General features: G+C 43.5%; 20 protein-coding genes and 1 pseudogene. 13 read left to right on the forward strand and 8 right to left on the reverse strand.

The annotated features are described in order from the left end of the window. Positions 1 to 56 precede the first annotated feature (56 nt). On the forward strand, positions 57 to 479 hold the full coding sequence (locus tag QA442_RS03095; RefSeq protein WP_069150471.1) for a VanZ family protein: 423 nt from the start codon (positions 57 to 59) through the stop codon (positions 477 to 479). Between the two features lie 39 nt (positions 480 to 518). Here QA442_RS03095 and bcrC read toward each other — a convergent pair whose 3' ends face one another. From bcrC to amtB, 3 genes are all read right to left on the reverse strand, one after another. Next, positions 519 to 1100, reverse strand: a complete 582-nt coding sequence (gene bcrC / locus QA442_RS03100) for an undecaprenyl-diphosphate phosphatase BcrC (RefSeq protein WP_071581744.1) — start codon at positions 1098 to 1100, stop codon at positions 519 to 521. Positions 1101 to 1267: 167 nt separating this feature from the next. Beyond that, positions 1268 to 1618, reverse strand: coding sequence for a P-II family nitrogen regulator (locus QA442_RS03105; protein WP_014665678.1), 351 nt, complete (start codon positions 1616 to 1618; stop codon positions 1268 to 1270). An 11-nt stretch (positions 1619 to 1629) separates the two neighbouring features. Continuing rightward, on the reverse strand, positions 1630 to 2844 hold the full coding sequence (amtB, locus tag QA442_RS03110; protein WP_014665677.1) for an ammonium transporter AmtB: 1215 nt from the start codon (positions 2842 to 2844) through the stop codon (positions 1630 to 1632). 283 nt (positions 2845 to 3127) lie between these two features. Here amtB and QA442_RS03115 point away from each other — a divergent pair, with 283 nt between their 5' ends. From QA442_RS03115 to QA442_RS03135, 5 genes are all read left to right on the forward strand, one after another. Next, positions 3128 to 3589, forward strand: a complete 462-nt coding sequence (locus QA442_RS03115; RefSeq protein WP_095432219.1) for a hypothetical protein — start codon at positions 3128 to 3130, stop codon at positions 3587 to 3589. 186 nt (positions 3590 to 3775) lie between these two features. After that, positions 3776 to 4345, forward strand: coding sequence for a hydrolase (locus tag QA442_RS03120; protein ID WP_095432218.1), 570 nt, complete (start codon positions 3776 to 3778; stop codon positions 4343 to 4345). After that, positions 4345 to 5703 (forward strand): MFS transporter, encoded by a 1359-nt coding sequence (locus QA442_RS03125; RefSeq protein WP_095432278.1) that lies wholly within the window; start codon positions 4345 to 4347, stop codon positions 5701 to 5703. Before QA442_RS03120 ends, QA442_RS03125 begins: the two co-directional genes overlap by 1 nt. Before the next feature lie 181 nt (positions 5704 to 5884). Then, positions 5885 to 7357 (forward strand): allantoin permease, encoded by a 1473-nt coding sequence (gene pucI / locus QA442_RS03130; RefSeq protein ID WP_095432217.1) that lies wholly within the window; start codon positions 5885 to 5887, stop codon positions 7355 to 7357. A gap of 105 nt (positions 7358 to 7462) precedes the next feature. Next, positions 7463 to 8869 (forward strand): right-handed parallel beta-helix repeat-containing protein, encoded by a 1407-nt coding sequence (locus QA442_RS03135; protein ID WP_095432277.1) that lies wholly within the window; start codon positions 7463 to 7465, stop codon positions 8867 to 8869. Positions 8870 to 8962: 93 nt separating this feature from the next. Here the strand turns inward: QA442_RS03135 and QA442_RS03140 are convergent, their stop codons facing one another. Then, complete coding sequence (locus QA442_RS03140) at positions 8963 to 10153, reverse strand: MFS transporter (RefSeq protein ID WP_014665669.1); 1191 nt, start codon at positions 10151 to 10153, stop codon at positions 8963 to 8965. 21 nt (positions 10154 to 10174) lie between these two features. Beyond that, positions 10175 to 10588, reverse strand: coding sequence for a MarR family winged helix-turn-helix transcriptional regulator (locus QA442_RS03145; RefSeq protein WP_003235672.1), 414 nt, complete (start codon positions 10586 to 10588; stop codon positions 10175 to 10177). 224 nt (positions 10589 to 10812) lie between these two features. Between QA442_RS03145 and QA442_RS03150 the strand changes: the two genes are divergently transcribed. From QA442_RS03150 to flhP, 5 genes are all read left to right on the forward strand, one after another. Continuing rightward, positions 10813 to 10923, forward strand: coding sequence for a protein usd (locus QA442_RS03150; RefSeq protein ID WP_080478284.1), 111 nt, complete (start codon positions 10813 to 10815; stop codon positions 10921 to 10923). A 14-nt stretch (positions 10924 to 10937) separates the two neighbouring features. Then, on the forward strand, positions 10938 to 11219 hold the full coding sequence (gene spoIIID, locus QA442_RS03155) for a sporulation transcriptional regulator SpoIIID (RefSeq protein WP_003221804.1): 282 nt from the start codon (positions 10938 to 10940) through the stop codon (positions 11217 to 11219). 165 nt (positions 11220 to 11384) lie between these two features. After that, positions 11385 to 12386: a cell shape-determining protein Mbl gene (gene mbl / locus QA442_RS03160; protein WP_014665668.1), complete on the forward strand. Its 1002-nt coding sequence runs from the start codon at positions 11385 to 11387 to the stop codon at positions 12384 to 12386. Positions 12387 to 12546: 160 nt separating this feature from the next. Further along, complete coding sequence (gene flhO, locus QA442_RS03165; RefSeq protein WP_014665667.1) at positions 12547 to 13359, forward strand: flagellar hook-basal body complex protein FlhO; 813 nt, start codon at positions 12547 to 12549, stop codon at positions 13357 to 13359. A 32-nt stretch (positions 13360 to 13391) separates the two neighbouring features. Beyond that, on the forward strand, positions 13392 to 14201 hold the full coding sequence (gene flhP, locus QA442_RS03170; protein ID WP_071581739.1) for a flagellar hook-basal body complex protein FlhP: 810 nt from the start codon (positions 13392 to 13394) through the stop codon (positions 14199 to 14201). 21 nt (positions 14202 to 14222) lie between these two features. Here flhP and rapD read toward each other — a convergent pair whose 3' ends face one another. Beyond that, entirely contained in the window at positions 14223 to 15287 is a 1065-nt protein-coding gene (rapD, locus tag QA442_RS03175; protein ID WP_071581738.1) for an aspartate phosphatase RapD, read from the reverse strand. Between the two features lie 192 nt (positions 15288 to 15479). On the opposite strand from rapD, the gene fabZ reads away from it, so the two are divergent. Both fabZ and mscL read left to right on the forward strand, forming a co-directional pair. Then, complete coding sequence (gene fabZ / locus QA442_RS03180) at positions 15480 to 15905, forward strand: 3-hydroxyacyl-ACP dehydratase FabZ (protein WP_003221796.1); 426 nt, start codon at positions 15480 to 15482, stop codon at positions 15903 to 15905. Between the two features lie 70 nt (positions 15906 to 15975). Beyond that, the gene (gene mscL / locus QA442_RS03185) at positions 15976 to 16371 is read left to right on the forward strand and encodes a large conductance mechanosensitive channel protein MscL (RefSeq protein WP_014665664.1); all 396 of its coding nucleotides are present in this window, start codon (positions 15976 to 15978) and stop codon (positions 16369 to 16371) included. Between the two features lie 46 nt (positions 16372 to 16417). Here mscL and QA442_RS03190 read toward each other — a convergent pair whose 3' ends face one another. Together QA442_RS03190 and QA442_RS03195 are read right to left on the reverse strand one after the other, a co-directional pair. Further along, complete coding sequence (locus QA442_RS03190; protein WP_250621270.1) at positions 16418 to 17389, reverse strand: histidine kinase; 972 nt, start codon at positions 17387 to 17389, stop codon at positions 16418 to 16420. A gap of 225 nt (positions 17390 to 17614) precedes the next feature. Further along, a pseudogene (locus tag QA442_RS03195) lies at positions 17615 to 19504 on the reverse strand (sensor histidine kinase); the annotation flags it as partial. Positions 19505 to 19594 lie beyond the last annotated feature (90 nt).

The following is a 19594-nucleotide window of genomic DNA, read 5'->3' on the forward strand; positions in this document are numbered from 1 at the left end:
ATTTAATCGTCTATGTAGTTACACATAGGCACGTAGACTATAAAGGAGGTTATGTCATGAACCGCCTATTGCTTGCAGGCTGGATCTTTTTTATCCTGCTTTCTGTTTGTACGGAAAGCTTCAGCGGTATGGTCGTATCGCAAACGGTGGCTTTTCATTTTCAGCCGCACCCTGACCTGTCTCAATTTTTCGTTATGGATTTTACTGAGCTTACTGTACCTGAAGCGTGTATTCAAAAAATCGGGCACGCGTTTTCCTTCTTTGTGCTGACTTATTTGCTGTGGAAACAGCGGGGCAGCATAAGATCAGCAGCAGCCGGCTCATTCGCGTTTGCTTTTTTCACAGAAGTTCTTCAGCTCTTCTTCAGCAGGAATGGATGCATTCGGGATGTGCTCATCGATGCTGTGGGAATTGGATTGTTTTATGGTTTATATGTGTTGGCGAAGCGGAGAAAACAAGAGATGTATGAAAAATATTAAAGCCGGCTGTCTTGGTTAAAGACGCCGGCTTTTGTCTTTTTAGAAATTTTGATCGGTTGGTTTTTTCGTCAGTTTATTGATCATGGCTTCATAGATCCTCACGACCAAATCGACGAACGGGCGAAGCAGTTCTGAAAATCTAAAGAATAGGAACCCGATAATGATGGCGACAACGAGGCTGCCTAATACATCTACCGGATAGTGATGTCCCACCCAAATTCTCGAAAAGCCTGTCAAAAGCCCGAAAATGACAAGCGGCCAGCCGATTTTACGGTTTCTGAAAAGCATCGCGATAGAAATCGCTAATGCACCTGTCGTGTGGTCACTTGGAAATGAAGCATCCGCAGCATGCGGTATCAATGTATGCACAGTATGCGCAACGAACGGGCGCGGTTCGAAATAAACAAGTGTAATCAAATAGTTGATCACAAGACCTGCAATTCCTGTGAGGCCTGCGTAAAGTACATTTTTTCTGCTTTGTGTGTTCCCGAACAGCCAGATCGCCAATAGGATAAGGGCATAGGCGACAATGGCATATTCCGTGATGAAGACCATAATAGAATCGAGAACGGAATTGTGATGAGATAGACCATGGATGGCTTTAAAAATTTCGTAGTTCAAATAATCACCTTTTACATTTTTAATAATAGACTCATTATACTCATAAAAAGTTTCAAATCAAAAAAGAGTTTGTCAGAAAGAATGACGCTTGAAGAGAATTCGAAGAGGGCGCGGTGTTTATGGGGGGCAAAAAAAGAGACCCGGAATTTCGGATCTCTTCTAAACCATTAAAGTGCTTCAGGTCCTTCTTCGCCTGTGCGGATGTTGATCGTATTGCTGATTTCATAGACAAATATTTTACCGTCACCCGGCGATCCTGTTTTCAGCACCCTTTTAGCGATCTCAGTCACTTGATCAACAGGCACCTTGCTGACCACGATTTCAATTTTTAGACGCTCATATACATTGCTTTCTATTTTTACCCCTCGATAGAGCTCCGTATGTGCTTTTTGAAGGCCGCAGCCGTGAACATTGGAGAAGGTGAGAGAGGTGACACCGATTTTTCCGAGTTCCTGCTTCAGCTTTTCAAAATTTGCCGGACGCGTTACAATTTCTACCTTGAACATTTGACCGCTCATAACGTCACTCCTCACATAGAATCTTGATATGCTTTTTCCCCGTGCATCGTTAAGTCAAGCCCAAGTGATTCTTCTTCTTCGGTTGCACGAAGGGGAAGGAAGAGGCTTACAAATTTAATAATAACGAAAGTGACAATAAATACAAAAACATAAGTGGCGGCTATGGCGAGAATTTGTTTCCAGATTAAGCTTGCGTCACCGTAGAATAACCCATTTGCTCCCGCTGAGTTAACAGAGGTTGTGGCGAATAATCCTGTCGCGATTCCGCCCCATGTCCCGCCGATCCCGTGCAGGCCAAAGGCGTCAAGCGCGTCATCGTATCCGAATTTCTTTTTCAGCGAGAATACACCCCAGAAACATACGGCCCCGCCGATGATGCCAATAATAATGGAAGAAAACGGTGTGACAAATCCGGCTGCCGGCGTAATGGCGACAAGCCCGGCAATCGCGCCAGATACCGCTCCGAGCATTGTCGGTTTTTTATTAATGATCCACTCGACTAAGATCCAGCCGGCAATTCCGGCTGCTGCCGCAGTATTTGTGTTGATGAAGGCATACATGGCCACGCCATCTAAGGTCAAAGCGCTGCCGACGTTAAAGCCGAACCAGCCGAACCAAATCAAGGCTCCTCCTAAGAAGGTGTAAATAAGGTTATGCGGAGAAGACGCTGTGCCGTCTTTCCGTTTGCCTAGCACAATAGCAAGAACAAGTCCTGCCACACCGGAAGAAATATGAACAACATTGCCGCCAGCGAAATCGAGCGCCCCAAGCTGGCCGATCCAGCCGCCGCCCCATACCCAATGCGCTACGGGTGTGTAAACCAAGGAGGACCATAAAACCGAGAATAAAAGAAAAGCGCCGAATCGCATCCGCTCTGCGAAAGCCCCGGAAATAATCGCTGTAGTCAGGACAGCGAACGTCATTTGGAACATCATGAATAACGAGTGGGGAATGGTATCGCTGTAATCTCCCGGATCAAATCCGACCCCTTTGAGGCCTGCCCACTCCAGTCCGCCGATGATGGAATTGCCTGGTGCGAAGGCAAGTGTATATCCGAACAGCACCCAAACGATGGAAACGATGGCAATGGAAGAGAAACTGTGCATGGCAGTGCTCAGCACATTTTTGCTTTTTACCATCCCTCCATAAAATAACGCTAATCCCGGGGTCATCAGCCACACGAGTAAAGCGCAAAAGAACATAAAAACTGTATCGCCCATTTGCATGTCTCATTCCTCCGTATCTTTCAGAATAAAAAGCAATTATTATATTTCTTCATTATAGAGAAAAAAGAATGATAAAACATTTTCATGTAAGATTTCCTAACATGGTTTTTCAGGGAATGTTATCGAAGGATGGAAAGAAAGGAGAACAGCATTTTTTTATGATATAAGACTTTATATCTATAAAAGAAGATGTTCATATGAACGGAAAAGGGAATTGACATTAATTAGAATACTATATATTGTATTAATTGTACTACATCAAATAATACACTTAGGGGGATGGGTGATGAATAAAGGCGGCAGGTTGAGGAGAGCGGTGCGCAAGTCGATTCCCGCGACGTTCCGATTGTTTTTAGCCTTTAATTTTTTCGTGTATGGTTTGGCGAAAGTGGTGATTGGCCAGTTTGGCGAGGTGACGCCTGAAATCGAGGCGGCTGCCGGGAAGGGGTTTACCATCGCGTGGGCATTTTTCGGTTATTCTCATGTCTATGAACTGTTTATAGGTTTTGGTGAAATTTTAGCAGCTGTTTTATTACTGATTCCGCGAACGGCTGCATTAGGGGCAGTTATTTTTATGCCCATTATAGTGAACATCGTCTTGATTAACTATTGTTTTGATATTGGCGTGCAGGATCTTAGCACGATATTAATGGTTATGTGTCTCATCCTGCTTTGGATGGATCGCCGCAAATTCATAGGCATTTTCAAGCAGGAACCGATAGACGGCAGGCAGGTGATGAAGTGATGACGCCCCTTATGATTACAGTGCTTGCCGGTTTGTTCGTATGCACAACCTGTTACTATTACATAAAAGAAAAATCATGAGAAAACGCTCCTTCTGAGAATTTCACAAGCATCAAAAAAGAACTTAGGCAGTGTGAAGAGTAAAATATGCAATGTGAGAAACACTAACAGCATCAGGAGGAGACGTATGATGAATACACTCAACATTGATTTTCAAAAAACAGCATTGGTGATCATTGATTTACAAAAGGGGATTGTGCCGATTGATCAAAGCGGCCAGGTTGTCCCGAACGCGAAAAAGCTTGTAGAAGAATTTCGGAAACAGAACGGGTTCATCAGCTTTGTAAATGTAGCCTTTCACGATGGAGTGGACGCCCTGAAGCCGCAAACGGATGAGCCTGCGCAGGCAGGTTCAGGGGAGATGCCGGCGGACTGGGCCGAATTTGTTCCGGAAATCGGTGTGCAGGATGGAGATTACACGGTGACAAAACGGCAGTGGGGTGCGTTTTTTGGCACAGATTTAGACTTGCAGCTGAGACGCCGAGGCATTGATACGATTGTATTGTGCGGCATTGCAACGAACATTGGGGTGGAAAGTACAGCGCGCGAGGCCTTTCAGCTTGGCTATCAGCAGATTTTTATTACAGATGCCATGTCCACGTTTAGCGATGAAGAGCATGAAGCTACACTGCGCTTTATTTTCCCGAGAATCGGTAAATCGCGGACAACGGAAGAATTTCTGGAACAAGTGAAATGATGTTATCGAAAAAAAGCCGGGCTGTATTTTTAACAGCGGTGGCTTCGGGAACAATGCTGAATCCGCTGAACTCGTCTATGATTTCTCTCGCGCTCCATAGCATCCAGCATGAGTTTCACCTCTCGTTTACAACGGTTTCTTGGCTGATTTCCTCGTTTTACCTGGCAAGTGCCGTAGCGCAGCCTGTAACGGGAAAGCTCGGTGATTTAATTGGGCGGAAACGCTTGTTTTTATTCGGGCTTATTCTTGTAGCGGTTTCAGCCATCGGAGCACCGTTTGCGCCAACATTTATGACATTATTGGTCATGCGGCTGTTTCAATCGGTGGGGAGCAGTGCGATTTATCCGTCAGGTGTCGGATTGATTCGGAATCATATTCATGAGCGCCAAGCTTCAGCCTTGGCTGTACTTTCTATCTTTGCGTCCGCCATGACGGCGCTGGGGCCGACAGTCGGCGGGTTTTTAATTGTGTGGGGCGGCTGGCCGGCGATCTTTATCGTTAATTTGCCGTTTATTATCCTCAGCTTCTTTTTGGGCCTGTATATGTTCCCGAAGGATCAGAAAAAAGGGACAGGAATCAAAACGATTATTCGGCAGCTCGACATTCTTGGAATTGTTTTATTTGCCGGGGGAATCATTTTCCTTCTATCCTTCCTTCTGTCGTTCAGCACAACGCCGCATGCGGTTGAAGGTGTGCTTGGCGTGCTTCTGCTCTGTGCGTTTGTCTGGCGCGAGCTGAAAACGGATAAGCCCTTCATTGATGTCCGTCTGTTTAAAACACAGCGAAACCTGTCAGCCGTATATGTTCAATTTATTTTGCTGAATGTTTTCTTCTATTGTTTATTTTTTGGTCTGCCAAGTTATTTTCAGGATGAAATGCATCTTTCTGTTCAAACGAGCGGCCTGTTTATGCTGTTTATGTCTGGAATGAGCATCATTGTGTCACCTGTTACGGGCAAATGGATCGACCGATCAGGTGTCGTCAAGCCAATCTTTGTTGGAGCGCTTTTGATGACGGTTGGAGCTGTGCTCTTAACCATCTTTTTTATCAATGTCGAGACCATTGGGAAAGGCCTCATTCTATCGCTCTTGGGTATAGGCTACGGACTGGGAAATGTCGCGCTTCAGGCAGCAATGCTGAAAACGAGTCCTTCCAACATGGTAGGAACGACTTCCGGGCTGTTTCAAACCTGCCGTTACCTAGGATCGATTTTATCTTCGGTGATTCTTGGCATTCTTTTTGGTAAAGAAATCACGGCAGCCCATTTTGATATGATGGGAATCATTATGATCATCACGGGGGGAGCAAGCCTGTTAATGGCTGTGAGATTTGCTGCATTAATGAAAACTGCATCTTGAGAAAGAGACGGGCTCTGAGGGTCTGTCTCTTTTTCTTGTTTAGGCTGTTCAAATACAAATAAGAAAATTGTACATCATAGCCAATGTTATTGTCTGATTCTTCAGTTATATTAAGTGACATCGAATGTCAGAAAACGATACATGTGATGGAGAGCAGACAATATCGAAAGGGGAGCCGGCTATGAAATTAAAAGAGAGTCAGCAGCAGTCCAACAGGCTGAGCAATGAAGACTTGGTGCCTTTGGGGCAGGAAAAACGGACATGGAGAGCAATGAACTTTGCCTCCATTTGGATGGGATGTATACATAATATACCGACATACGCGACGGTGGGAGGATTAATTGCGATCGGCCTTTCGCCTTGGCAGGTGCTGGCGATCATTATTACGGCATCGCTTATCTTATTTTGCGCTCTTGCCTTAAACGGCCATGCGGGGACAAAATACGGGCTGCCGTTTCCGGTGATCATCCGGGCTTCTTACGGGATATATGGCGCAAATGTCCCCGCGCTTCTGAGGGCGTTTACAGCCATCATGTGGCTTGGCATCCAGACCTTTGCGGGCAGCACGGCACTGAACATTTTGCTTTTGAATATGTGGCCGGGCTGGGGAGAAATTGGCGGCGAGTGGAACATTCTCGGCATTCACTTGCCTGGTTTGCTTTCTTTTGTATTCTTTTGGGCCGTTCATTTACTCGTATTGCATCACGGCATGGAGTCAATTAAACGTTTTGAGGTATGGGCAGGGCCTTTAGTGTATCTGGTATTTGGCGGTATGGTATGGTGGGCCGTCGATATTGCCGGAGGATTGGGGCCGATATACTCTCAGCCAGGAAAGTTTCATATGTTTTCAGAAACATTCTGGCCGTTTGCTGCCGGAGTGACCGGCATCATCGGCATCTGGGCGACATTAATTTTAAATATACCTGATTTTACACGGTTTGCTGAAACACAAAAGGAGCAAATCAAAGGGCAATTTTACGGTTTGCCGGGAACATTTGCGCTGTTTGCTTTCGCCAGTATTACGGTGACCTCCGGCTCGCAGGTCGCGTTCGGAGAACCGATTTGGGATGTTGTCGATATTTTGGCGCGGTTTGATAACCCTTATGTCATCGTCTTGTCCGTCATCACGCTCTGCATCGCCACGATCTCTGTAAATGTCGCGGCGAACATCGTATCGCCCGCTTATGATATAGCGAATGCCCTGCCGAAATATATTAATTTCAAACGCGGCAGCTTTATCACAGCGTTGCTCGCTTTATTTACGGTTCCGTGGAAGCTGATGGAGAGTGCGACAAGCGTGTATGCGTTTCTCGGTTTAATAGGCGGCATGCTTGGACCGGTGGCAGGCGTGATGATGGCCGATTATTTTATCATTCGCAAACGTGAGCTCTCGGTAGATGACTTGTATTCCGAAACAGGACGGTATGTGTATTGGAAGGGCTACAATTACCGTGCGTTCGCAGCCACAATGTTAGGAGCGCTGATTTCGCTGATTGGCATGTATGTTCCTGCATTGAAGAGCTTATACGATATTTCTTGGTTTGTAGGTGTGCTGATCTCCTTTCTTTTCTACATTGTTCTGATGCGTGTTCACCCGCCTGCATCGTCGGCGATTGAAACGGTTGAACCTGCACAGGTCCGCCAGGCTGAATAAGATCTATATAAACGGTATATTTTCATATTTTTGAAATGGTTTTCCATAAATAGAGCATTTATAATGGTTTTAGAAATCTATTCTAAAACGAAATGGGAATCGAAAATGAGAAAAAGGTATTTTATTCTTTTGGCAGGTGTTTTAGCGTTGGGCATCTTCGCTTTCGTTTTTGATGAGACAAAAGCGAATGAGGAAAGAGATGAAGACTGCCTATATGTTTCGCCAAATGGCAGCGATCAAAATGAAGGAACAAAAGAAAAACCGTTTCGTACATTGGCACACGCATCTGAGAAGGCTGCTCCCGGCACAACCGTCATGATTCGAGAGGGCACGTATCATGAAATCCTTGATGTGAAGCACAGCGGTACGGACGGAAAGCCTATCACGTTCCGAAACTATGAAAATGAAAACGTCGTGATTACCGGTGAATCCGTTGCGAACGCTGAATATGAAACACCGCTGATTCGCATTCACGATAAACATGACATTGCCATCAGCGGTTTAACGATTCAAGATCTTTCTGTTTCATCTGAGGAAGCAACTGCTATGGGGATTTATGTGTCAGGGTCCAGCAGTCATATCGCCATCAAGGATAATCATATCCAGGGTATTAAGACAGCAGCGGATGAAGGAAATGCCCACGGAATCGCAGTTTATGGGACTGGCAGCATGAAGGACATCCGAATCGAGGACAATACAGTTGAGAAACTGACGCTTGGAGCGAGTGAAGCAGTTGTGCTGAACGGTAATATCGATGGCTTTACTGTTGCAGGCAATGTGGTCCGCAACAATAACAACATTGGGATTGATCTTATCGGTTATGAGGGAACCGCGGATAAAAACGATTACGTGCGAAACGGTGTCGTAGAAAACAATACGGTTTATCAAAACTCGACTTACGGCAATCCTGCCTATGGGGACGACTACTCAGCGGGCGGGATTTATGTCGATGGCGGAAACGGTATCGAGATTAAGAACAACACAGTTTACGATAACGATATTGGGATTGAAGCAACATCTGAACATAAAGGAAAGTATGCAAATGCTATTCAGATCACAGATAACAAAGTGTACAACAATGCGTACACCGGTATTTCAATCGGAGGATATGACAAAAAGCGGGGCGGAACCAGCAATTCTCTGATTGCACACAACATTATGTACCGGAATGACACAAAGGGGCTGTATGGCGGACAACTGCTGCTGCAGTACGATACGAAAAACAACACAATCGAAAAGAATATTTTGACGGCCAGTGATTCAAGATTATTTATCGGAAACGATTTTACAGAAAATGAAGGCAATACGGTCAATCATAACGTGTACCATAAGGAAGCGGATCAAGACGGCATATGGATGTGGAAAAAGAATGAATACGATTCATTTTCGTCGTATCGAAAAGCAACAAATAACGATCAGCAATCCATTTATGCCGATCCGATGTATCGTGATGAAGATTCCTATGACTTTACGTTAGATCCTGATTCACCTGCGCGGAAAGTCATTGAATAGTTGCTATAAGCGGCGTTCTCTCGTTCAACCGAGCGGGACGCCGTTTTTTAGATGCAAAAAAGACTGCCGGGGATTTCCCGGCAGTCTGACAAGTTATTCTGCGATAGACACTTTTCCTTCAGCCTCAGCAGGTTTTCTCTGGCTCCACGTGTAGAGAAGCAGAGCAATTAAAACGAACAGCCCCGCTGATAAATAAATGGCAGAGAAGCCGGCAGATGCTACAAACAATCCGAATACATACGACCCTACAGCAATTCCGCTGTCAAAGAAGGTAAAGAACGTTGCCGTTGCAAAACCTGAGCGGTGAGCTGGAGATTTCTGGATCGCCAATGTTTGCATACATGGAACGATTGATCCGTATCCAAGCCCGATAACCGCTCCTGAAAGCAGAAGCATCAAGCCGCTGTGTGTGAAGGACAGCATGCAGAGTCCCACAGAGAAAATCAGGATTGATGGGTAAATGACAATGCCAGGTCCGACTTTGTCGAACAGTTTCCCTGTGAACGGACGTGCAATCATCATTGTCACCGCAAAGCAAACAAAGAAGTATCCGCTGATATCCGAAAGATCAACTGATTTGGCGAATACAGACAGATATGATGTAACAGTTGAATAACAGAAAGAAATAAACAAACCGACCGTCGCAATTTTGAGTGCGCCTTTTTCAAACATATCCGAGAACGCAAAACGGAATACAGTCGTGCCGCTGTCTTTACTTTGCGGCACTTTTATCAAGAACGAAACAAGTAAGCCAGCAACCATAAACAGCGCAAAGGCTGTAAAGAATACAGGGAAGCTGACCACCCTCATCAAATTCAGGCCAAGGAAAGGCCCGATCGCCATAGCCAGGTTCATAGACATGGCAAAGTATCCAAGCCCTTCACCGCGCCGTTTGGCTGGAATAATATCAGCGGCAATTGCACCTGTGACAGTCGTTAAAATGCTGAACCAAATCCCTTGGAAGAACCGCAATCCGAGCAGCAGGGAAAAGTTATGAATCGGCATATACAGAAAAGATGATAGGGCGAATAACGCCATCGATATAATCGCCATTCTTTTCTTCCCGAAACGCTCAATAATGGCCCCGGAGAATGGCCGAGTAATGATCGCAGACAGAAGGAACAGGCTGATTAAAAGCCCGCCTTGTGATTCTGTGCCGCCAAGCTCTTGCAGCGTATAGATCGGCAATACCGTTAAAAATGTATAAAAGAACACAAACACAAATAAATTGACAAGCAGGACCATAATAAAATCCTTGGTCCATATCGCATCCGCTTTTTTCAAATGTATGTCACTTCCTTATTATCATTGTTGTAAAAACATGCGGAATAAATGAGAAAAGGCTTCTTTATCTTCATCCCGGAAATCTGCAAGCAGCTCTTCCTCGAATTTCAGCATTTTCACATTGATTTCTTCGTATTTTTTCTCGGCTTCTTTGGTGAGGACAACAAGTTTTTCCCGTTTGTCTTCACCTTGCCGTCTCTGGACCCAGCCGTTCTCCTCCAGGCGTTTGATCGTCCGTGTGACAGTCGGCGCTTCCACATTTAAATAGGACCAAATCTCTTTTTGAGTCATTGGTCCGATCGTACGCAAACAATATAAAACTGACCATTGAGATGAATAAAGGCCGAATGGCTCCAGCTGTTCATTGGCTTTCTTGGCAATCAGGCGGGCGCTTTGGTTGATTTGATGAATGAGGTGTCTGTTGACGTAGGTCATGTCTGTCTCCTTCTAAAAAACTTACCTAAGTAACTAATTGCTTATTTCATTCTACAGGAGCGGTGAATAGATGTAAAGATGAAAATTTAGTGACGCGAAATAGTTTGCTGATGCTGAAAAAGTTCGTTTCACCCCTTGTCCTTATTGAGTTTTTAGCATATTCCCAAAAGAATGCTAATACACTGTTACAAACCTAACAAAGAGAGTGTTTGAGGTGAGGGATCGTGGGCATATTTCACAAACTTACTTTTAAAACCATACAACAAAGAAGCGGCATAATGAATGACTCTTTACAGAATACGGATCTCATTTCACACTTCTCACATCCATTTTAGGGAGGTCGAGTGGTGTGCACGATTACATCAAAGAGCGAACAATCAAGATAGGGAAGTACATCGTGGAGACAAAGAAAACCGTTCGTGTCATTGCGAAGGAATTTGGTGTTTCCAAAAGTACAGTACACAAGGATTTAACAGAGCGTCTGCCTGAAATTAACCCCGACTTGGCAAACGAAGTGAAAGAAATACTCGATTATCATAAATCCATCAGGCATTTAAGAGGAGGAGAAGCGACAAAACTCAAATATAAAAAAGATGAAATACTCGAGGGAGAGCCTGTTCAGCAATCGTAATCGCCTGACGTTGTCTTCTTGAAATCGTTCATAAAACATCCGCAAAAATTTGTAAAGAACTTAATGTGCTTCCAACTTTTTTTCTATATTTTATGATAATATATATAATTAGGGCACAATGTGGATATTTACTGTGAAACAGATTTTCAAGGAGGATATAAATAGATGTTTGCAAGGGATATTGGTATTGACCTCGGTACTGCAAATGTACTGATCCATGTTAAAGGTAAAGGAATTGTTCTGAATGAACCTTCCGTAGTTGCACTTGATAAAAACAGCGGCAAAGTGCTGGCGGTTGGCGAAGAGGCAAGACGAATGGTTGGACGTACACCTGGGAATATTGTTGCGATTCGCCCGCTGAAAGACGGAGTTATTGCTGACTTTGAAGTAACAGAAGCAATGCTGAAACATTTTATTAACAAGCTAAATGTAAAAGGCCTGTTTTCAAAGCCGCGCATGCTCATTTGCTGCCCGACGAATATTACATCTGTTGAGCAAAAAGCAATCAAAGAAGCTGCAGAAAAAAGCGGCGGGAAACATGTATACCTTGAAGAAGAACCTAAAGTTGCCGCTATCGGCGCGGGTATGGAAATATTCCAGCCAAGCGGTAACATGGTTGTAGACATCGGAGGCGGTACGACGGATATCGCGGTTATTTCAATGGGCGATATTGTCACCTCCTCTTCTATTAAAATGGCTGGGGACAAGTTTGACATGGAAATCTTAAATTATATCAAACGCGAGTACAAGCTGCTTATCGGTGAACGTACTGCGGAGGATATTAAGATTAAAGTCGCAACGGTTTTCCCAGACGCACGTCACGAGGAAATTTCCATTCGCGGACGGGACATGGTTTCCGGTCTTCCAAGAACAATTACAGTCAACAGTAAAGAAGTTGAAGAAGCCCTTCGTGAATCTGTCGCTGTTATTGTTCAGGCTGCGAAACAAGTGCTTGAAAGAACACCGCCTGAACTTTCTGCTGATATTATCGACCGCGGCGTGATTATTACCGGTGGAGGCGCGCTCTTAAACGGTCTTGACCAGCTGCTTGCCGAAGAACTGAGGGTACCGGTCCTCGTTGCTGAAAATCCTATGGATTGCGTAGCCATCGGCACAGGTGTCATGCTTGATAATATGGACAAGCTTCCTAAACGCAAACTAAGCTGATTTCACAAACCTCATTCTGAAAAAGAATGAGGTTTTTTTATGAAAAGCCTTCACGAAAAGATATTAAATGACGATAATAGGATAAAATACTGATTTCTATTATAGAACAAACGTTCCTATATGACAACTGGAAAAAATGCCATTTTTAGAGGTGGAAAATTTGTTAAAAGGATTATATACAGCAACATCCGCAATGATTGCCCAGCAGCGAAGAACGGAAATGCTTTCAAATAACATTGCAAACGCAAATACATCAGGATATAAAGCTGATCAAGGCTCGATGCGAGCGTTCCCTGAGATGCTGCTCAGCAGAATTGAATCAAAATCTCCGGCCGGAACATCGAGGACGGAAATCGGTTCCGTGAATACGGGAGTGTACATGCAGGAGCTTAAGCCACTCCTTACACAGGGGAGCCTGAAGTCTACAGAACAGCCTACAGACATTGCATTGGTCGAAAATCAAGTTCCGATCAATGCGGAAACCAATGAAAACGCGGCTCTTTTTTATCCGGTTCAAACAGCGGATGGAATCCGTTATTCAAAAAGCAGCACATTTTCACTAAATGAGAATAATCAGCTGACGATCAACGGACGCCCTGTTTTATCGACGGATGGCCAGCCAATTACTGTTGATAATGAGAATTTCACTGTGTCTGAAAACGGTACTGTGACAACAAACGGACGGACAGCCGGCCAGATTGATGTCAGAATGGCGGAAGATGTCCGCAATCTGAAACGTGACGGAAACGATTTGTACAGCACGGCGGACGGCAATGATCTGCCAAGCGCAGCTGGAAATAATCAAGTATCCTATTCATTAAAACAAGGCATCTCAGAACTTTCAAACGTGGATGTGACAAGCGCCTATACAGAAATGACTGAAGCGTACAGATCGTTTGAGGCGAATCAGAAGGTTATTCAGGCTTACGATAAAAGTATGGATAAAGCAGCGAATGAAATCGGAAAAATTTAAGATAACGGAAGAAAAAACGGGGGACATGAACCATGCTCAGGTCAATGCTAACGGCATCAACAACCTTAAACCAGCTGCAGCAGCAGATTGACACCATCAGCAGCAACCTTTCAAACAGCAACACAACCGGCTATAAGGCAAAAGATACGAATTTTTCTGAGCTTGTCAGACAGCAATTCGATCAGGTTGATGAAAAAAACGAGGAAGTGGCAAAAGCCCGAAAAACGCCGCCCGGCTTGCGCCTTGGCGTCGGAGCGATGATGAATTCACGCCTTGTCTCTGATCAAGGAAGCGTTCAGAAGACGGATCGTGATCTTGATATCGCGTTTACGTCACCATACCAATATCTTCAGGTGAATGTAAATGGAAACCGCCAGTATACGAGAGACGGAGCATTATATTTAACGCCTTCAGCCAATAATGCCAACCAGCTTCAGTTCGTTACTGGAAATGGGTATCCGGTTCTTGATGAAAACGGCAATACAGTGAACATCGACAGTTCAATGAAGAATATCACCATCAATAAGAACGGCACGTTAACCGCCTCTAACGGAAATGCGGTCCAGCGGTTTAACCTTGGGGTTGTCCAAGTGAATAACCCTCAAGAGCTGAAATCGGAAGGGAATAACCTTTTCTCTATTGATAATGCGGCAGCTTTTGAAGAGCTGAATGGCGCAAATAGACAAAACATTGGCATGCAGCAGGGCTCACTTGAGATGTCCAATGTCGATATTTCAGAACAAATGACAGATTTGATTACGTCCCAGCGTTCATATCAGCTGAACAGCAGAACGATCACAATGGGAGATCAAATGCTCGGTTTAATCAATTCAGTCAGATAATAAGAAAATGGGCGTTTTCAATCAGCCGCGCATGATAAAAAAAGCGGCTTTTTCGAAATCGTCCTTTTTTTTGTAGTATTCCGTAATATCTTCTAGCAGGACTTCTAAATCCACCCACGCCTCGATTTTTTCTAATTCAATCACATATTCGAGCAGCTGCTCATAGGGATCTTCCACTGAGGTGTAGAGTGCTTCAAGCGTTTTTAATTTTAAATAAATGGTTTGAATGTCTACCTTTTCAGATAATTCTTTCCCTTTTTCCAGGACGGCTTTCGCTTCTGTGACCTTTCCTGTTTTAAAAAGCGCTCTGACAGATTCGTACACACAATGCAGATACGAGACTGGAGAATTCGTTTCAAATTCTTGATTCTTTAATACCTTTTTAAAGTAAAGAAGCGCTTCCTGGTCTTTTTTTTCGGTTGCTTTTAAAAAGCCAAGGTTATAATAAGCGTGGCATAGCAGGTTTTCGTCATGTAATTGCTGGGTTTTCCTAATGATGTCTTTGAAAAGCTGTTCAGCTTTTTCGTAGCGTTCTTGATCAATATAATTAACGGCGAGCAAAAGTTTACAGGTGATTACCTTTTTGATATAGCCGAATTGGTGCAAATAGATGTGTAATGCTTTTTTGACGTATTGGATGGAAAGCGGCGGTGATTTCATCAAGTAATAGGCGCCGGCGGTTTGATAATATAAATCAGCGGCTTCAAACGTATTTTGAATGGCGGCCAGGTACTGTTCAGCTTTTTTAAAATGATGTACTGCATGTTTCGGAGCTGTTTTTACCATTTCATATAATCCAGAGAAAAAATACAGATAATACTTCAATTCATCATCCATTTTGTCTTCCAGGCCATATAGGTCATCGAACAATGAATCGAGTCCGTTCTGGTTTTCAAAAAGCAACTGATGGCGGGCCTGAAACAATTGATAACGCATCCAAAGCTTTGTGTTCTTTTTGATCTTAGGAAGGTGCTGGTCAATTTTCTCTTTCAGTGTGCAAACGTGATTCATTTTGCGTTTGCTCATTGCGGAATACCACTCGTCTAACATGTTTAGCATTCTTTTTTCAATAAACTTCGAAATCATTTTCCTACCTCTTTGCTATTGGTAAAATCTATAATTATCATATCATAACTTTTGACGGCTCTCATTGACAGTTGGTTACATAGTTAGCGCAGTTGAAAAAGAGATTAATTCATAATATACTTTTCAAATGTACAGATTGGATCTTTGATGATTGCTATACATACTAATGCAGATGAAGGAGATGTCAAGACAATGCTTGATACTCAGCAAATTAAAGAAATTATTCCTCACCGTTATCCGTTTTTGCTTGTGGATCGGATTACGGAAGTTGAAGAAGGCAAACGGGCGAAAGGCTATAAAAATGTAACCGCAAATGAAGAGTTCTTTAACGGACATTTTCCTCAGTATCCGGTTATGCCCGGCGTATTAATCGTAGAAGCGCTTGCTCAAGTCGGAGCTGTTGCGATGCTGATTAAAGAAGAAAACCGCGGCAGACTGGCTTTTTTTGCAGGCATTGATAATTGCCGCTTTAAAAAACAAGTCAAGCCTGGTGACCAGCTTCACCTTGAGGTTGAAATCATTCGTGCCCGCGGCACAATCGGGCGCGGAAAAGGCGTTGCCACAGTTGATGGCGAAGTCGTTTGCGAAGTTGAACTGACTTTTGCCCTCGGAGAATAAATGAAAAAAGGCAGATGGCCAGGGGCACATTTGTCTTTTTCTTTACAAAAATAGAAAAGCAGGTGATTGTATGTGGAATGAATTTAAAGCCTTTGCCATGCGGGGAAATATCGTAGACCTAGCGATTGGTGTTGTGATAGGCGGCGCTTTCGGCAAGATTGTCACATCTCTAGTAAATGATATCATTATGCCTTTGGTCGGTTTGCTGCTGGGAGGGCTTGACTTCTCAGGCCTGTCGTTTACGTTTGGCGACGCTGTAGTGAAGTATGGCAGCTTTATACAGACGATTGTGAACTTCTTAATTATATCCTTTTCCATTTTTATCGTCATTCGGACTTTGAATGGGTTAAGGCGCAAAAAAGAAGCAGCAGAAGAAGAGGCAGCGGAGGAAGCTGCGGATGCGCAGGAGGAGCTGCTGAAAGAAATCAGAGACCTGCTGAAGCAGCAAACGAAGTCGCCGGAATAAAAAAGATGCCGTTAGAAACGGCGTCTTTTTTTATCTCTTTTTTCGTTTAGGTGCGTTCTATGTCCTTCAGTCCCGCGGGGTTTTCCGTTGTTTCAGCGAGATGAATGAGCATTGAGACTGAGGTGCCTGCATCCGGATTGCTGCTGATCATCAACTCGCTTCCGCAAAAATGTTTCAGCCGCTGATTGATATTCTTTAATCCGACGCTGCGATCAAAATCCGCAGATAAGAGATCTTTTTGTTTTTCCGGAGTCATCCCGGCACCGTTATCCTCTACTTTGATGTAATACTCATTTTTGCTTTGTTTTTTAGCTGTCAGTTTGATCCATCCTCCGCCTCTTTTCTTGCTGACACCGTGAAGAACGGCATTTTCCACTAAGGGCTGAATCATTAAAGGCGGAAGGATAAAGTCAATGTCTTCATCTATATCGAAAAGAACCTCAAGCCGATTGCCGAATCGCGTTTTTTCTATAGAAAGGTAGGAATTGATAATCGAAAGCTCATGTCTGAAGGAACTGATGGCAGATGTATTTTGAAAGTCAAAACTCATTCTCAAATAGTTGGTAAATTCCTCTGTTACCTCCCGGGCCTTTTCAATATCCAAATGAGTGAGAGAAATAATCGTGTTTAAGACATTATAAAGAAAATGAGGCTTGATTTGCGATTGGAGAAATGCCATTTCCATTCTTGTCGCTTGATTTGCTGTATGTTTCATCATGATCAGGTTTTGAATACGCGCCATAAATTCAGAGTAATGATAAGGTTTTTGCAAAATGTCATTCGCTCCGGCATGAAACGCCTTGTATTTGTCATGGCCGATAATGGCTGCTGTAATCATCAGAACCGGGAGATCGACCATGCTGAATCGTTCGCGAATTTTCATACAGACTTCAAAACCAGTCATATCCGGCATCATCAAGTCCAAAATAACCAAATCAAGCTTCGTGCAAGAGATGATTTCTAATGCTTCCTTTCCATTCTTCGCAGCAATCACATTGTAGGGCACACCTTCAAGCATATCGCTCAAAATTTTCAAACTGTCAATGTTATCATCGACTATCAGAATGGTTGGAGCGTCAATACGCTCAGAGTAATAAGGTGTGCTAAATGAGATATCCGACAGATCTTTCCTGGAATGCAATTCAGGAAGACGTTTCTTTGTTTCAGATACAGATTCATTTTGGGCGATTGGCAATGTGAAATGGAATGCCGAACCTTTTCCCTCTTTCGATTCGACCCAAATGTCTCCGTTTTGGAGCTGAACCAGCTGTTTGACAATGCTAAGGCCAAGACCGGCACCATCGTCTTTATTCGCTTCGGCTTGCTGAAAAGACTCAAAGATGGTTTGGCGATCAGCTTCTGAAATGCCGCTTCCCGTATCCATTACTGTCACTTTGATCATGCTGTCGTTCAGTCTTGAAGCAGAAAGTGTGATTTGGCCCTCTGTTGTATATTTGATTGCATTATCGACTAAATTGGTTAAGATTTGGCGGAAGCGGTTTTCATCCGCGAGCACTAAAGGAAGATCGTCCGGGATATGAATCACCATATTCAAGTTTTTATGTCTCGATAAAAGATTGTAGAAATTCATTTCCGAACAAACTAAAGTATAAATATCAACAGGAACCGGGTGGATTTGAAGCATGCCCTGCTTTATTTTTTCTAAATCCAGGATGTCATTTACCAGATTGGACAGCCTGTAGCCCATGCGGATGACGAGCTGCATATTTTCCTTCTCTTCTTCTATCGTTCTTTTTCTTTTGCCGGCCAACAGGGTCTGGCATATATTAATGATGCTGTTCAGCGGTGTTTTGAATTCATGTGATGTTTTGGCGATAAATTCATCTTTTAAACGGTCACTTTTGAGCAATTTCCACGATAGCACTTCATTTTCACGGAATGCCCCGGCGAATTGCTGTGCCATTAGCAGAACGATCGCCAGCAAAGCGATAACTGTTGGCAATGAATAAATCGAATTAAAGGAAAAGGCTGTTTTGCCGCTATAAGCTGATATGGTGGTTAAAATGACAAAAGCACTCATTGATATAGAGGCGATGGTCAGATACAGGCTTCCTTCCATTTTGCGGATCGCAGCAATCGTAAAAATATATGTAATATAAACCAGAGTCGAGACGGCTAGCACAGAATGTAAGATGTACGAGGTATGGCCGATAAAACCGACGGTTAAAAAATCTGTGACTAAGACCAGTCCGGAAAAAACGGTGGCTATGCGAATAAAACGCTTTGAAACAATCTCTCTGTAAGCAAAATAGAGATAAAGAAAAACCGCAATGCTGACAAGCACTGTAGAGATGGCCCTCAATGAATTTAGCAATGAAAATGAAATTGACGGATAAAGGAGAAATATAATCCGCTCTTTTCCGATCATCAGAATAATGAACGAAAACAGAAGACACATAACAGAAAAAAACAACAAATGTTTATCTTTTTTTCTTTGCAGGAAAAAGCCCAGAAAATATAATCCGGTAATGAAAAAAGCTGTAATCATGATCGTATCATTAAGAAAGGAAATTTTGTTTTCTCGCACTATTTGGTCCTGAGTGCCAAAAGTAATTGGCTTTGCGATTCCCCATCCCGGCGTTTTTCCGAAGTTCGAAAATTGTACGACAAGTTCATTGCCACCCTTGTGAAGCATAAAAAAGCTCGTATATGGGCGGTTTTGTGCCGCGAAATCAGGATTATCTGAAGGGCTTCCGCTTTGGCCAATGCGTTGTCCATTAAAATAGATGCGATTGGCGCTGTAAATAAACGACGTGCTGATCCCGAATACCTGATGGTCTTGCTTTGATCTGATGGTCAGCTTATATGTTCCGTAATCTACATTCATACCTTGTTTGGACAGCTTTACATTGCTGGGAACATCAACGAAGAGAGGATCTTTTCCTTTTGCTGTAGCGATCTCTTTTGGTGACAGAATCTGATTTGGATACAATGCCCATTTTCCGTTCAGCTGTACATTCCCATCCTTCTGAAAATCCCAATTCTCTAAGTTCATGACCCCTTGCCTTGCCTCAGGAAGCGTTGACCCGGAAGAATGGTCAATGGCAATGAAAACCATAAAGAATGCAGCGTAACCGAAAATAATCGAAGTAAAGATGAATTTCTCTTTCATATCATGGCTCCTTTATTCAAATAGGATCAGATCATTCTAAATTCCTATTTTTTTATAAATATTGTAAGTGCAAAATTTCAAAAACTACAA

The organism is Bacillus stercoris (genome assembly GCF_029772985.1).
GTDB classification, from domain to species: Bacteria; Bacillota; Bacilli; order Bacillales; family Bacillaceae; genus Bacillus; species Bacillus stercoris.